Raw genomic sequence first — 13,330 nt, 5'->3', positions numbered from 1 at the left:
GTCTCCTCGGGGAAGAAACAGCGTTGACCGGCGGGGACGGCAGGCGGACTCCGCTGGAACCTCTTCCCGAGGGCCGACCGGCCGCTCCACGAGCAGCACCACGACACATCTTCCCGGGATCGGGTCTCTCCTGTCCCCAGATTAGGGCCCTCTCCCCAATTCTCAGCCGCAAAAACAGAAACTTACCTCACATGAACACCAATCAGACCGAAATTTGGCACTAAATGCAAAGAAAGCACGCTGCGAGTAGCCCTACCGGCCGACCAGGGCCGACCTCCAAAAATTAGGCAGAGAGCATCAGGAAGGCCATATCACGAGATCCGGACAACCTCATACCAGCCGGCGGGCTCAGCGCGGCCGCTCACCGGCGTGCCGCCGTACCCGGCGCAGCATGACCGCCCCGAGGACGAGCACGGCGAGCGCGACGGCGATCCATCCCGCACCGAGCGCCTCGACCCCCGTGGCGACCGCTCCCTGCACGGCCGTCGCCGCGCCCACGATCGGATCGTCGGTGGACGCGCCCGCGAAGACGCGCAGCTCGTACCAGCCGTAGTAGACGACGTACAGCCCGGCCGGCAGGAGGAGACCGCCGCTGATCCGCGGCACGTGGGGCAGGATCCGGCGCATCCGGGCGACCGCCGCGCCGCGCGCCAGCGCCACGGCCAGCGAGAGCAGGGTGACGACCAGCCCCATTCCGGCCGCGTAGGCGACGAAGACGGCCAGGCCGCCCAGGACGCCGTCGCTCGCCAGGGAGGCGGAGGTGACCGCGAGGAACGGCCCGGCGGTGCAGGACAGGGAGGCCACGGCGTAGGACAGGCCGTAGCCGTACAGCGAGATCGGGGAGGCGGTGACGCGGCCGGTGCCGAACGCGGGCGTGGGGAGGAGGAGTTCCCTCCCGCTCAGCAGCCACACGCCGAGCCCGGCGAGGACGATCCCGATCACGACGGTCGCCCACGGCAGGTACTGCCCGACGGAGAGGGCGAGCGGGGTGACGACCATCCCGAACAGGCCGAAGACCGTGACGAACCCGGCGGTCATGGCGGCGGCCAGCAGCACCGCCCGCGGTATCGGCCCGCGCCGTACGGCCCCGCCGCCCGTCTTCCCGCCGCCGTTCCCGACGGGCCTGTCGTCGGTGCTGTCGTCGGTAATCAGCATGGTGAGGTAGGCCGGGAGCATGGCGAAGCCGCACGGGTTGAAGGCGGCGACCGTACCGGCTGCGAGGGCCAGGGCGAGCGGCAGGTCGGCGGAGAGCATCAGGGCTGTCCCGGCGCTATCCGGCGCGGAGCTTCTCGACGTACCCGTTCAGCTCGCCGGAGTCGAGCGGACCCGATGCCTTCTCCGTCGAGCCGTCCGGCTTCATGAACACGAACGTGGACTGCTGGCTGACGCCCAGCCTGGTCCACACCGCGCCCTTGTCGTCGGAGAGCTGCACGATGTCGCCGGTCCCGGTGCGCTGGACGAACTGCCTCATCGCGGCTTCGGTGTCGAGGCCCGCGACGCCGACGAAGGCGACGTCGCCGTACTTCCCGGCCGCGGCCTTGACCGCGGGCGCCTCGGACATGCACTTGGGACACCACGGGGCCCAGAACCAGAAGACCACCGGCCTGCCCGCCAGGCTCGCCCCCTCGAAGGTCTTGCCGTCCAGGGTCCTGGCGGTGAACGTCAGGACCTCCGGGACGGGCGCCTTCGATGCCGTCGCCGACTCGGACGGCTCGCCTGTTCCGCTCGCGGGGGACGGGGTGGAGGTGGCGGCCGGGGCGGGCGCGGTGCTCGCCGACGACGGTTCGCCACTGCGGGCCTGGGTGGCGGTGTCGTCCCCTCCGGTGCCGCAGCCTGCGGCGAGCAGGACGGTCGCGGCGAGGGCGGCCGCCGTACGAGATCTGATCACGGGTCAAGCGTAGGCATGGGGCGGGCGGTGAAACCTTACGAGGTGGTGACCCGGCGAGCGGCGGTCGCGTGCGGCCCCGGTCTCCTTCACGAACGTTCGTGTTCAGACGGACGGTGATTTCCGGTGAGGCTTCCCCGCACGTCGGAGGCCCCGTTCACAAAATTGATTTCCGGCGGGTATCGGGAAGTGGCTTGTGAAATGCATTCCGCCCGCACCCTGCGATTTCGCCGGACGAGACCAGGGAGTGCGGCGATACGGCCACTACGTGATCACCGATGTCCCGCCGGCCGGCGGTCACATGCCGGCTGTGGACGCCGGCCGTCCCGGGAGAACCACCCGTGGCATCCGGCCGCCGCCCGTCGAGATGCCGCGACTTCCCCTTGGGCGGTACGTCCTGCTCCGTGCGCACCAGAGTGTTGACGGCGCCACAGGGGTGTGACTACTTTAATTTTTAGGAAACTTTCCTATGAAATAGGTGCTGGTCGCTGCGGCGATCCGTCCCCGCCCAGCGGAGCTCATCGCGCGCCCGAGCTCCGCGCGCCCGACATCTCCATGCGCCCGGCCTCGCCATCCCCCAGGGAGTCCTGCATGAACGTGAGAAGATGGACGACACTCGTCTCGGCGACCGCGCTCGCGGCCACCGCGCTGGTCACCGGGACGGCCACCGCCGCCTCGGCCGCCCCCACCGACTGCAGCCACCAGGTCAGCGGGCTTCAGGCCTCCAGCTACTGCGCCACCGGGACGGGCGAGCACCGGATCCGGGTCCTGCAGCGCCACTTCCTCCCCGAAGTCGGCCTGATCCCGATCATCGGCCCCTGGCAGCCGGCCGGGACCGCCTCGGTCACCGGCATCACCCCGCACCAGATCGTCAGCATCTGGGTGGAAACGCGTTGACCGCCTCTCCCACGGATCGTTGACCACCTCTCGCGGATCTCAGCCGTACGGCCGCACGCCGGACCCGGCGCGCGGCCGTACGGGATGTGCTCAGACCGTGTCGTCCGTACGGATCCAGCGGGTGAAAGCGGTCCACTCGGACGGAGTGAACACCAGTGCCGGACCAGACCGATCCTTGCTGTCGCGGACGCCGACCCGCCCGCCCGACAGTCTGGCTATCTCCACACAGTTACCGCCGTTACCGCCGGAGAACGGCGACTTCACCCACACGGCCTCGTTCAGTTCCCGATCCATCGGTGCTTCATCTCCCGAATGAGCTTCAGCGAAGCCCTCTGAGGAAGGGCCTCGGCGCGGATCGCCTCGTATTTGGTCGTGATATCCGCCACGTCGTCGGGCCTGTCGGTGACTTGACCCTGGCCGGCCGACTCCATGTAAACAGTATTGGCAAACCCCCGGCTCTGCGCAATGACGAACCCGCCCAGCAGCCCGACGGTGCTGCCCGCGTCGGAGGGCAGCACCTGGAGGGTGACGTGCGGCAGGCCCGCCACCTGGAGCAGGCGGTCGAGCTGCGCCGCCATGACGGCGTCGTCCCCGATGCGCCGGGCGAGCACGCCCTCGTCCATGACGACCCAGAGCATGGGCGGGTCCTCCCGTTCCAGGACGCGCTGACGCTCCATCCGGGCGGCCACGTCCCGCTCCACTCCCCCGGCCGACGCGCGGGGCTCGCCGCTGAAGAGCACCCGCGCGTAGTCCTCCGTCTGCAGCAGGCCCGGCACGATGAGCGGCTCCCACGTGCGCAGGCTCTCCGCGGCCTGCTCGATCTCCGCCCAGGGGCGGAACCACGCGGGCAGCCGGGCCGCGACGTTGTCGATCATCTCCTTGATCCGGATGAGGGCGCCGTCGGCCCCCAGCGCCTCGTCGCACCGCCGTGCGAAATCCTCGGTCGGAGGCCGCCGTCCGGTCTCCGCCATCGAGATCGTGCCCAGTGCGAACCCCGCCCTGCTGGCCAGCTTCGACTGGGTCAGCCCCGCCTCCTGCCGATAGCGCCGCAGCTCGTAGCCGAAAAAGGCGATCGGCGAGGTGCTGGGGTCGAGCTCCCTGGGCTTCGGCATCCCCTCGTCACCTCCGTTTCACCGATGGTTTCACAGAAAGCGTTGAACATGGGCTGTGGTCATTCCGATACAGACGGTAGCCGCACGGTGCGATCCTCAGAAGACAAATCAGAAAACCGGCCACCGAGCAGGTAGAGATGAATTCGGTAATCGTTCCTGAAGGCGTCGAGGCCGAGATCCTCGGGGAGGCCTGTCTGGCCCTCGATCCCGCGTCCACCGCGCAGGCCCGCGCCTGCGTACGGGAGTGGATCGGCGCGGATCACCGGGCCTACGAGAACGTACGGCTGGCGACCTCCGAACTCGTCACCAACGCGGCCGTGCACGCCGACCGCGGCCGGGCGGGGAGCCTGATCGTGCTCACCCTCACCCGGGTGACGAACCTCCTCTACCTGGAGGTCACCGACCCGGGCGGAGACTTCTCCTGGCCACGTGCCTTCGACACCGTGCCGGAGGACGCGGAGTGCGGCCGCGGCCTGACCATCGTCCGCGAGCTCTCCAGGGGGCGCTGGGGCGTGCGCGACCGCGGCATCCTGGGCCGCACCGTGTGGTGCGTCCTCGACGCCTCCCCCGACCCGGTGATGCGGTACGCGTGACGGATGCCGTACGCGTGACGACCGTCCAGGCGCTCGGCCCGTCTCCGTACGGCACGCGCGGGGTAGCCTGACGGCCGTGACGATCAACAGCCGGGGGGTCGCCTCCGGAGCCGAGTGGGCGGCCGAGCACGACATCGGAGAGGCCGACGCGGCGGCGCTGGTGGGTGAGCAGTTCCCCGATCTCCGCGGTGCGCCGGTCGCGTTGCTCGCCACCGGCTGGGACAACACCGTCCATCTCGTCGGCGGGCGGTGGGTGTTCCGGTTCCCGCGCCGCGCCGTCGCGCTGCCCGGCGTCGAGCGGGAGATCGCCACCCTGCCCGCCCTCGCTCCGGGGCTGCCGCTGGCGCTGCCGGTTCCCACCCGGATCGGGCGTCCCAGCGGCTCCTACCCGTGGCCGTTCTGGGGCGCGGAGCTCATCCCCGGCCGGGAGCTGGCCGAGGCCGGCCTCCCGGCGGCCGGGCAGGTGCGGGCCGCCGCCGATCTCGGCGCGTTCCTGCGCGCCCTGCACGATCCGGGCCCGGCCGCCGGGGCGGGTTCCGCGCTGCCCGTCGATCCGATGCGCCGGGGCGATCCCGGCGTGCGGGCGCCGATGGCCCGGGAGCGGCTGGACAGGCTCGCCCGCCGCGGCGTGTGGCGGCCGGATCCGGCCGTCGAACGGCTCCTGGCCGAGGGAGAGAGGGCGGATCCGCCGCCCGGCCCCGCCGTGGTCGTCCACGGCGACCTGCACCTGAGGCACCTGCTGGTCGGCCCGGACGGCCGGGCGACCGGCGTCATCGACTGGGGCGACCTTTCCCGGGCCGACCCCGCGGTGGACCTCTCGCTGGCCTACGCGGGTTTCTCCGGGGCGGCCCGTACGGCGCTGCTGGCGGCCTACGGGCGTCCGCTCGGCCCGGAACGCGAGACGGCCGCGCGGGTCCTGGCGGTGTTCCTGTGCGCGGCCCTCGCCGATTACGCGGAGTCCACCGGCCGTGACCGCCTCCTGACGGCCTCGCTCGCCGGGATCCGGCGGGCGGTCACCCCCTGAACATCACCGGATGACGGGGGCACGCCGTCGATCACGGCGACAGCGCATCGTTCCGCGGGCGGATCCCGCACTATCGCCGTGATCGGTGAGCCCGTACCCGGGATCGGGCCGCTCAGACCAGGCCGCTCAGACCGGCCCGCTCAGACCGGCCCGCTCAGATGAGGCCCAGGGCGAGCATCGCGTCGGCGACCCGCTTGAAGCCGTCGATGTTGGCGCCGGCCACGTAGTTGCCCGGCATGCCGTACTCGTCGGCGGTCGACAGGCAGCGGGCGTGGATGTCGCGCATGATCTCCTGGAGGCGGCGCTCGGAGAACTCGAAGGTCCACGAGTCGCGGCTGGCGTTCTGCTGCATCTCCAGCGCGCTGGTGGCCACGCCTCCGGCGTTGGCGGCCTTGCCGGGCCCGAAGGCGACGCCCGCCTCCTGGAAGACCTTGATGCCCTCCGGCATGGTGGGCATGTTGGCGCCCTCGCCCACCGCGATGCACCCGCCGCGCACCAGCAGCTCGGCGTCACGGCCGGTGATCTCGTTCTGGGTGGCGGACGGCATCGCCACCTCGCACGGCACCTCCCAGACGCTCCGCGCCGGCACGAAGGACGCCCCGCCGCCGCGGCGCTCGGCGTAGACGTCCACCCGGAGCCGCTCGACCTCCTTGACCTGCTTGAGCAGGTCGAGGTCGATGCCCTTGTCGTCGACGACGTAGCCGGAGGAGTCGGAGCAGGCGACCACGACGCCGCCGAGCTGCTGGATCTTCTCGATCGTGTAGACGGCGACGTTGCCGGAGCCGGAGATCACGACGCGCCTGCCGTCGAAGGAGGTGCCGCGGGCCTTGAGCATCTCTTCGACGAAGAACGCGCAGCCGTACCCGGTGGCCTCGGTGCGCACCTGTGCGCCGCCGTAGCTGAGGCCCTTGCCGGTGATCACGCCGGACTCGTAGCGGTTGGTGATCCGCTTGTACTGGCCGAACAGGTAGCCGACCTCGCGCCCGCCGACGCCGATGTCACCGGCGGGGACGTCGGTGTGCTCACCGATGTGGCGGTAGAGCTCGGTCATGAAGCTCTGGCAGAAGCGCATGATCTCGCGCTGGGAGCGGCCCTTGGGGTCGAAGTCCGAGCCGCCCTTGCCGCCGCCGATCGGCAGGCCGGTCAGGCTGTTCTTGAAGATCTGCTCGAAGCCGAGGAACTTGACGATGCCGAGGTAGACCGAGGGGTGGAAGCGCAGTCCGCCCTTGTACGGCCCCAGCGCGCTGTTGAACTCGACCCGGAAGCCCCGGTTGATGTGCACCTCGCCGCGGTCGTCCTCCCACGGCACCCGGAAGATGATCTGCCGCTCGGGCTCGCAGATCCGCTCGATGATCTTTGATTCGGCGTACTCGGGATGCTTTCCGAGGACCGGCCCGATGCTCTCCAGGACCTCCCGGACGGCCTGGTGGAACTCGGTCTCGCCGGGGTTGCGGCGGAGGACGTTGTCGTAGATCATCGACAGCTTCTCGTGCAGCATTACATATCTTCCTGGATGTCGGATCTCACAATCGTGGTCTAGACCTTATGAGATCGGACGGACGCGCCCTCCGTCACCCCCTGGACAAGCCGCCCCTACCCCAGCGGGGGACCCCGGATCAGCCCCGCGGCGGACGACCGGAGGTGGTTGCGCGGACTACCTTCTCCGGCGTAAGGCCTGCTCAGGCCAGCGCACAGCAAGGAAACCCCTATGTTCAAGGACTCCGCCGACTTCCGGCGCGTCGCCTCCGGCGTGCTGCTGATCGTCGCCCCGCTGCTCCAGGCCGTCGCCGTCATCCTCGACCCCGGCACCTGGGGCGACGAGCGCGAGGCGGTCAGCTTCGGTGACAACCCCGTCCTCGCCCAGGTCCAGTCGGTCATGTACCACTGGGCGTACCTGCTGATGGCCCTGGCGGCCCTCGGCCTGCTGCACGTGATGCGCCGCCGGGCGACGGTGTTCGGGCACATCGCGGGACCGCTCGTCATCCTCGGCTACATCAACGCCTCGGGCCTGCTCATGGCCGACCCGGTGGAGTGGTGGCTCGGGCGGCACTACGCGCCCGAGGAGGCCACCCGCATCATGGACGAGATGGTGAACCTGCCCGGCGTCGTCTTCGGCTTCCAGATGCCCTGGATCTTCTTCGCCATCTTCGGCACGCCGGTCCTGGCGGTCGGCGTCTGGCGGGCCGGGTTCGCCCACTGGTGGGTCCCGCTCGTCCTGGCGATCGGCTACGGCACCTCAATGGCGGTTCCGTACGGCCCGGCGACCGTGGTGCTCTGGGGCATCCCGGTGATCGCGCTGGGCCGGCTCGGCGTGAAGATGCTCAGGATGAGCCGCGAGGAGTGGATCTCCTACTACCCGGCCGCCCGTACCGCGCCGGAGCACGCGAAGGCCGCGGGCTGAGCCCGCCCGGCGGCCTTCTCATGCCCGTTCTGCTACGCGATGGCGGCGCCCGGCCGCACCACGCCCGACTCGTAGGCGAACACCACCGCCTGGGCCCGGTCCCGCAGGTGCAGCTTCATCAGCACCCTCGCCACGTGGGTCTTGACCGTGGCCTCGCCGACGAAGAGCTCGCGCGCGATCTCGGCGTTGGTCATGCCCCGGGCCAGGAAACACAGCACCTCCAGCTCGCGCGGGGTCAGCTCGGCGAGCTGGGGCGGGGGCGCGGGTTCGTGGCGGCCGGCGAAGGAGGCGATCACCCGGGTGGTCACCGCCGGGTCCAGCAGGGCGTCGCCCCCGACCACCACGCGGATGGCCTCCACCAGCTGCTCGGGCGGGGAGACCTTGAGCAGGAAACCGCTGGTGCCCGCGCGCAGGGCGGCGTAGAGGTTCTCATCGGTGTCGAAGGTGGTCAACATGACGACCTTGGGCGGGTCCGGCTGGTCGAGCAACTGCCGGGCCGCGGTGAGACCGTCCATGCGCGGCATGGAGATGTCCATCAGGACGATGTCCGGGCGCGTGCGGCGGGCCGCCGCCACGGCCTCCAGGCCGTCCGGGGCCTCGCCGACCACCTCCATGCCGGGTTCGCTCTCCACGACGAGCCGGAGCCCGGCGCGGACCATCGCCTGGTCGTCGGCGATCACAATGCGGATGGCGGTCATGCGAGAACCTCCTGGAAGATCGGCAGCCGTGCGTGGACCCGGAACCCGCCCCCGGCGCGCGGGCCCGCCTCGAAAGTGCCGCCGAACAGCTCGGCGCGCTCGCGCATGCCGATGAGGCCGTTGCCGGTCGACAGCCCGGACGGGGCGCCGCCGCCCTCGTCCAGGACCTCCAGCTCGACGGAGCCGTCGTGGTAGGCGACGCGGATCGCGATGGCGGAGTCGCCCGCGTGCTTGACGGCGTTGGTGAGCGCCTCCTGCGCGATGCGGTAGGCGGACAGGTCCAGGCCCGGCGGGAGCCGTACCGGCTCGCCGGTGACCTCCAGCGTGATCCGCAGGCCCGTGGAGACGAGGGTGTCCACCGTGGTGGCGAGCTGGTCCAGCCCGGCCTGGGGGATGGACTCGTCCAGCGGCATGCGCAACGCGCCGAGCATGACGCGCAGCTCCTCGACGGCCTCCCGGCCCGAGCGTTCGATGCCGCGCAGCGCGTTCTCGTCCCCGCCGCCCCGGCGGCGCAGCAGCCCGGCCTGCATCACCATCATGCTCACGCTGTGCGCGACGACGTCGTGGAGCTCGCGGGCGATGCGGACCCGTTCCTCGGCGACGGCCTCGGCGGCGCGGCGCTCCCTGTCACGTTCCAGTCGTACGGCGTGCTCGGCCAGGCGGCGGGCCCGTACGGCGTGGGCCCGCAGCGCCAGGCCGGTGAGGTAGGCGGCGCCGAAGACCACGGTCAGGAAGATGACCTCCTCCAGCGGGAGCCACCGGTGGTCGACCGCTCCGGAGTCGAAGACGAGGATGCCGGTGACGGCCCAGGCCAGGCCGGGGCGGAACGGCAGCTCGGCGCCGACGGTGTGGAAGACGAGCAGGAGGGAGAAGAGCTGCCAGACCTGGCAGTGCTCGTACCCCTGCCGGTGCCAGGCGTACTGGGCGAGGATCATGAGGATGAAGGCCGCGACCGGCGCCCTGCGGCGGAACCAGACGAGCAGGCCGGTGACGAGGGCCTGGCCGATCCACCGCAGCTCGGGCGTCCGCGCCGCACCGTACTCGGCCGCGACGGTGAACGCCTCGAGTGTGCCGAGAGCGATGATCGACACCCCGATCAGCAGATCGACCCTCGGCACCGTGCGGAGGTGCCGGAGAAGCGGGGAGGGAACCACCATGCGGGGAGACTAGCCCTTCCCACCTTCCGTGCATATAGGACAAAACGCCCAGACAAGCCGCTTGCAAGTGGCCTACAAGTGGTCACGACGCCGGGAAGGACACGCTCCGTATCAGCCGGTTGGCCAGAGAGTCATCGCAGCGGCTCGGCGCGCAGAAATAGATCACCAGGGCGGGCTCGTCCGGCCGCTCCACGGCGTAGCCGACGAAGTCGAGCTGGCCGCCCCGCTGCGGGTCGGCGATCGCCCCCTCCAGCCGTACGCCCGGCTGTCCCCCGACGCTCACCTGGACCACCTGGGAGAGCACGCTGACCGTCCCGGGCAGCGAGGACTGCAGGGTCTCCTGGAGCTGCTGCGACCCGCCGCGCGGGTCGAGCGTGTCCAGGGTCTGGGTGAAGACGCCGGTGGCCTCCTCCGGCTCGGCCTTGATGATCTCGTTGACGGCCGCCCAGTCGGCGACGACCGGCGTGCTGAACAGCGTCCGGAACTCCTCCGCCCGGGGGGACGCGACCGTGAACGCGTCCGCGTGCTGCGTCGCGGTCCAGCCGGCGGGGTGCTCGAACGCCACGGGCACCGCGGCCGAGCCCCGGTATGCCTCCCACGCGCCGTCGCCGCCCCGCAGGATCACGGCGAGCACCGTCACCAGCGCGACGATCAGCGCGATCGCCGCCCCGGCCCCGATGAGCACACCCCGCCTGCCCCGCCCGGAGGCACCCGTCCCGGCGGCCGGGCGGGTGCCCTCCCCGGTCTGGTGGGTTCCCCGGGTGTGCCGGGCGCTCTGGACCTGGTGACCCTGCGGCGCCTGGTGGAACTGTGAGAGCCGGTGCAGGTGCGGGGCCTGCCCGTCCTGCGCGGTGTGGTGGCCCGGCGGAGGTTGCTGGAGCTGGTAGGCCTGGCCGCTGATCGCGTCGCGCAGCTGGGCGACGAACTCCGTGCAGCTGCCGTAGCGCTGCTCGGGCGACTTGGCCAGCGCCCGCATCATGACGCCGTCGACCTCCATCGGGAGCTCGGGCCGGAGCGTGCTGAGCGGCGTCGGCGGCTCGGCCAGGTGCGCCCAGAGCAGCGCGATCTCGTTGTCGCGCTGGAACGGCAGCCGCCCGGACAGCGCCTCGTAGACCACGCAGGCCAGGCCGTACTGGTCGCAGCGGCCGTCGATGGTCTCCTTGTTGATCTGCTCGGGCGACATGTAGCGGGGGGTGCCGATGAACTGGTCGGTCTGGGTCAGCCCGGAGATCGAGGTGCGGTGCTTGGTGATGCCGAAGTCGGTGAGGTAGACGTGCTCGCCCTCGGTGTGCCCGGCGATCAGGATGTTGGCCGGCTTGACGTCGCGGTGGATCAGGTTGTGCGCGTGCGAGGCGTCCAGCGCGGCGGCGACCTGGGCGGCGATCCGGTTGACCTGGCTGATCGGCAGCGGTCCCCGGTCGTAGAACAGGCGCCGCAGGTCCGGGCCGTCGACATAGCGCATCGCGATGTAGAGGGTGCCGTCGGCGGCGGCGTCCGCCTCGTAGATCGGGATGATGTTGGGGTGGTCGATCCCGGCGACCGTCCGCGACTCCAGGATGAATCGCTGCCGGAACCGGTCGTCCTCACCGAGCAGGGGGTTGAGGACCTTCAACGCCACCCTGCGGCCCAGCCGGGAGTCCACCGCGAGGTAGACCACGGCCATGCCGCCCTTGCCGATGACGTCCTCGACGTGGTACCCGGCGATTTCCTGGCCGATCAATGCTCGCTCGTTCAGTGTCATCACGCCTCGGCGGGGTGACCGCAGTAACCGCAGAACCGGTGGGCCGGGCCCAGCCGCATCCCGCAGGCGGTGCAGTATTTCTGGACGGCGGAACCGCCGACGCTGATGGCGTCGCCGGGCCGTGAGGCGTCCTTCGGTCCCGCGCCCGGGTCCCGGGCGACCAGCACGGGCTGGCCGGGCGCGGACGGCCGGCCCGAGGCGGACGGCTGGCCGGAGGAGGACGGTTGCCCGGAGGGGGACGGCTGGCCCGTTCCCGCCGGGGAGGAGGTGACCGGCAGCGCGGGGTAGGAGCGGCCGACCACAACGGTCATATCGTTTCCATCGTCCGGCCCGTCGGCCGGAACGGGTTTCCGCGGCCCGGTGAGCGGCCCGGTCCCGGAGGAAGCATCGGGCCCGGTCGTGTGGCCCGGCCCGGTTCCGTAGCCGGGCCCGGTCTCGTACCCGCCCGGCCCGGTCCCGGCGGCACCCGGGAACCCGGCGGCCACGGCCCCGGGATCGGTGACGTCCGCGCCCAGGACTCCGCGCTCCCCGGTCACGTCCCCGTCGGCGGCGGACCGGCGGCGCAGGAAAAGGACCGTTCCGACGACCACGGCCGCCACCAGCACGCCGCCGCCCGCCAGGAACGGCCAGAGCGGCGCGCCCGCCCCCCGGTCGCCGGTGGGAGCGGCGGCCCGCCTGGTCCCCTCGTCCTCGGCGGTGCCGCGCTTGGCCTGGGACTCCTTCAGGTGGGCGGCGGCCACCGGGTGGCCCGGGTACAGGTCCAGGACCCGCTGGAAGCCGGGCACGGCGTCGCCGTAGTACTTGGTGTGGAAGCGGATCAGCGCCTGCTCGAACGCGGCGTCGATCGGGCCGCGCCGGGGGGCGACCTTGGCCTCGGCCAGCGCCTTGGTGATCTCCCGGACGCCGATCATCCGTCCGTCGGCGCCCCCGCCGACCAGCAGCCCGATGACCTCGCCCTTCTTGTCCTCGATCACCGGCCCGCCGAGCAGCCCCTGGTCGATCAGCTTGCCCACCTTGGGAGGTTCGTCGACCTTGCCCTCCGGGTCCTTGAACTGGCGCCCGCCCTCGCCGGCGCCCCCGGCCCGCAGGTGGGCGATGTCCACCTTCTCCTTGACCGTCGCCGAGGGCCGTCCGGTGAACCCGGCGATCGCGACCGGCGAGCCCTCCTTGTCGGGCACCTTGGCCGCGAGCGGGGCGGTCGGCAGGCCCGCGCCGCCGTCGGCGCGGCCGACCGGCATCAGCACGGCCGGGGCGTCGGGACGGCTCCCGGCGTGGACGACCTCGGCCCGGAAGCCCTCGTCGTCCGCGGGTGAGATGTTCGGGAAGACCTGGATCTCGGTGGTGACGTCGATGATGCAGGTCGCGGTCGACCGCTTCGGCGGGTAGCACTGCTGCAGGTGGCGGTTGAGCGTGTCGTCGGTGAGGGTGTGCCGCTCGAAGTCGTCCGGGATCTTCACCTTGTGGTGCTCGGCGAAGATCCGGTTGGCCGCGTGGACCTCGATGTCCCTGTCGGTCCGCACGACGCGGGTCAGGGTGACGATGGCGCCCTCGGGGTTGACGACGGTGCCGGTGCCGGTGCCGATCGGCACCTCGTAGCTCCGCTCGACGTGGACCAGATCGCCGATGTGGTCCAGCAGGGTGATGTCCACCTGGGCTTTCGCCTCGATGCGGACGACCGCGGGGGTCACCAGATCGGTGATCCCGCTGGGGTGTTCGTGGGCCAGGGCAGCGGGCATCGCGGCGACCACGAGTGCCAGGCCGCCGAGGAGTGCCAGAGCCGTTCTGCGCCGCCGCATCGTCACTCCCTAAGGGGGATAGGACA

The 13,330-nt window shown here is 71.4% G+C and carries 13 protein-coding genes; 4 read left to right on the top strand and 9 right to left on the bottom strand.

The window, feature by feature from the left end:
- Window positions 1-348: 348 nt before the first annotated feature.
- Together IEZ08_RS11795 and IEZ08_RS11790 are read right to left on the bottom strand one after the other, a co-directional pair.
- Window positions 349-1,254 (bottom strand): cytochrome c biogenesis CcdA family protein, encoded by a 906-nt coding sequence (locus IEZ08_RS11795; protein ID WP_189242130.1) that lies wholly within the window; start codon window positions 1,252-1,254, stop codon window positions 349-351.
- A gap of 16 nt (window positions 1,255-1,270) precedes the next feature.
- On the bottom strand, window positions 1,271-1,888 hold the full coding sequence (locus IEZ08_RS11790; protein WP_084779860.1) for a TlpA family protein disulfide reductase: 618 nt from the start codon (window positions 1,886-1,888) through the stop codon (window positions 1,271-1,273).
- Window positions 1,889-2,476: 588 nt separating this feature from the next.
- Between IEZ08_RS11790 and IEZ08_RS11785 the strand changes: the two genes are divergently transcribed.
- Window positions 2,477-2,782 (top strand): hypothetical protein, encoded by a 306-nt coding sequence (locus IEZ08_RS11785; protein WP_068922469.1) that lies wholly within the window; start codon window positions 2,477-2,479, stop codon window positions 2,780-2,782.
- A gap of 90 nt (window positions 2,783-2,872) precedes the next feature.
- Here the strand turns inward: IEZ08_RS11785 and IEZ08_RS11780 are convergent, their stop codons facing one another.
- Together IEZ08_RS11780 and IEZ08_RS11775 are read right to left on the bottom strand one after the other, a co-directional pair.
- Window positions 2,873-3,076, bottom strand: coding sequence for a DUF397 domain-containing protein (locus tag IEZ08_RS11780; protein WP_068922468.1), 204 nt, complete (start codon window positions 3,074-3,076; stop codon window positions 2,873-2,875).
- Complete coding sequence (locus IEZ08_RS11775; RefSeq protein ID WP_068922467.1) at window positions 3,061-3,894, bottom strand: helix-turn-helix domain-containing protein; 834 nt, start codon at window positions 3,892-3,894, stop codon at window positions 3,061-3,063. Before IEZ08_RS11775 ends, IEZ08_RS11780 begins: the two co-directional genes overlap by 16 nt.
- A gap of 137 nt (window positions 3,895-4,031) precedes the next feature.
- Between IEZ08_RS11775 and IEZ08_RS11770 the strand changes: the two genes are divergently transcribed.
- Together IEZ08_RS11770 and IEZ08_RS11765 are read left to right on the top strand one after the other, a co-directional pair.
- The gene (locus IEZ08_RS11770; protein WP_084779857.1) at window positions 4,032-4,487 is read left to right on the top strand and encodes an ATP-binding protein; all 456 of its coding nucleotides are present in this window, start codon (window positions 4,032-4,034) and stop codon (window positions 4,485-4,487) included.
- Window positions 4,488-4,563: 76 nt separating this feature from the next.
- Window positions 4,564-5,511 (top strand): phosphotransferase, encoded by a 948-nt coding sequence (locus tag IEZ08_RS11765; RefSeq protein ID WP_229803052.1) that lies wholly within the window; start codon window positions 4,564-4,566, stop codon window positions 5,509-5,511.
- A gap of 154 nt (window positions 5,512-5,665) precedes the next feature.
- On the opposite strand, the gene gdhA is transcribed toward IEZ08_RS11765, so the two are convergent.
- Window positions 5,666-7,009, bottom strand: a complete 1,344-nt coding sequence (gdhA, locus tag IEZ08_RS11760; protein WP_189242129.1) for an NADP-specific glutamate dehydrogenase — start codon at window positions 7,007-7,009, stop codon at window positions 5,666-5,668.
- A 210-nt stretch (window positions 7,010-7,219) separates the two neighbouring features.
- Here gdhA and IEZ08_RS11755 point away from each other — a divergent pair, with 210 nt between their 5' ends.
- Window positions 7,220-7,912, top strand: a complete 693-nt coding sequence (locus IEZ08_RS11755) for a hypothetical protein (RefSeq protein WP_068922465.1) — start codon at window positions 7,220-7,222, stop codon at window positions 7,910-7,912.
- A gap of 32 nt (window positions 7,913-7,944) precedes the next feature.
- Here the strand turns inward: IEZ08_RS11755 and IEZ08_RS11750 are convergent, their stop codons facing one another.
- From IEZ08_RS11750 to IEZ08_RS11735, 4 genes are all read right to left on the bottom strand, one after another.
- Window positions 7,945-8,610 carry a response regulator gene (locus IEZ08_RS11750; protein WP_189242128.1) on the bottom strand — a complete coding sequence of 222 codons (666 nt, stop codon included), beginning with the start codon at window positions 8,608-8,610 and terminating at the stop codon, window positions 7,945-7,947.
- Window positions 8,607-9,767 (bottom strand): sensor histidine kinase, encoded by a 1,161-nt coding sequence (locus IEZ08_RS11745; RefSeq protein WP_189242127.1) that lies wholly within the window; start codon window positions 9,765-9,767, stop codon window positions 8,607-8,609. The genes IEZ08_RS11750 and IEZ08_RS11745 overlap by 4 nt, the downstream gene beginning before the upstream one ends.
- An 82-nt stretch (window positions 9,768-9,849) precedes the next feature.
- Entirely contained in the window at window positions 9,850-11,508 is a 1,659-nt protein-coding gene (locus IEZ08_RS39480; RefSeq protein WP_229803051.1) for a serine/threonine-protein kinase, read from the bottom strand.
- Window positions 11,508-13,304 carry a zinc ribbon domain-containing protein gene (locus IEZ08_RS11735; RefSeq protein WP_068922462.1) on the bottom strand — a complete coding sequence of 599 codons (1,797 nt, stop codon included), beginning with the start codon at window positions 13,302-13,304 and terminating at the stop codon, window positions 11,508-11,510. The genes IEZ08_RS39480 and IEZ08_RS11735 overlap by 1 nt, the downstream gene beginning before the upstream one ends.
- Window positions 13,305-13,330 lie beyond the last annotated feature (26 nt).

The organism is Planobispora rosea (assembly GCF_014648175.1).
Taxonomy (GTDB): domain Bacteria; phylum Actinomycetota; class Actinomycetes; order Streptosporangiales; family Streptosporangiaceae; genus Planobispora; species Planobispora rosea.
This window is presented reverse-complemented; position numbering and strand designations above follow the sequence as displayed.

Excerpts from the sequence above, each read along its gene's own strand:
- IEZ08_RS11795 (WP_189242130.1), bottom strand. The coding sequence starts at position 1,254 with ATGCTCTCCGCCGACCTGCCGCTCGCCCTGGCCCTCGCAGCCGGTACG.
- IEZ08_RS11785 (WP_068922469.1), top strand. The coding sequence starts at position 2,477 with ATGAACGTGAGAAGATGGACGACACTCGTCTCGGCGACCGCGCTCGCG.
- IEZ08_RS11780 (WP_068922468.1), bottom strand. The coding sequence starts at position 3,076 with ATGGATCGGGAACTGAACGAGGCCGTGTGGGTGAAGTCGCCGTTCTCC.
- IEZ08_RS11775 (WP_068922467.1), bottom strand. The coding sequence starts at position 3,894 with ATGCCGAAGCCCAGGGAGCTCGACCCCAGCACCTCGCCGATCGCCTTT.
- IEZ08_RS11770 (WP_084779857.1), top strand. The coding sequence starts at position 4,032 with ATGAATTCGGTAATCGTTCCTGAAGGCGTCGAGGCCGAGATCCTCGGG.
- gdhA (WP_189242129.1), bottom strand. The coding sequence starts at position 7,009 with ATGCTGCACGAGAAGCTGTCGATGATCTACGACAACGTCCTCCGCCGC.
- IEZ08_RS11755 (WP_068922465.1), top strand. The coding sequence starts at position 7,220 with ATGTTCAAGGACTCCGCCGACTTCCGGCGCGTCGCCTCCGGCGTGCTG.
- IEZ08_RS11750 (WP_189242128.1), bottom strand. The coding sequence starts at position 8,610 with ATGACCGCCATCCGCATTGTGATCGCCGACGACCAGGCGATGGTCCGC.
- IEZ08_RS11745 (WP_189242127.1), bottom strand. The coding sequence starts at position 9,767 with ATGGTGGTTCCCTCCCCGCTTCTCCGGCACCTCCGCACGGTGCCGAGG.
- IEZ08_RS39480 (WP_229803051.1), bottom strand. The coding sequence starts at position 11,508 with ATGACACTGAACGAGCGAGCATTGATCGGCCAGGAAATCGCCGGGTAC.
- IEZ08_RS11735 (WP_068922462.1), bottom strand. The coding sequence starts at position 13,304 with ATGCGGCGGCGCAGAACGGCTCTGGCACTCCTCGGCGGCCTGGCACTC.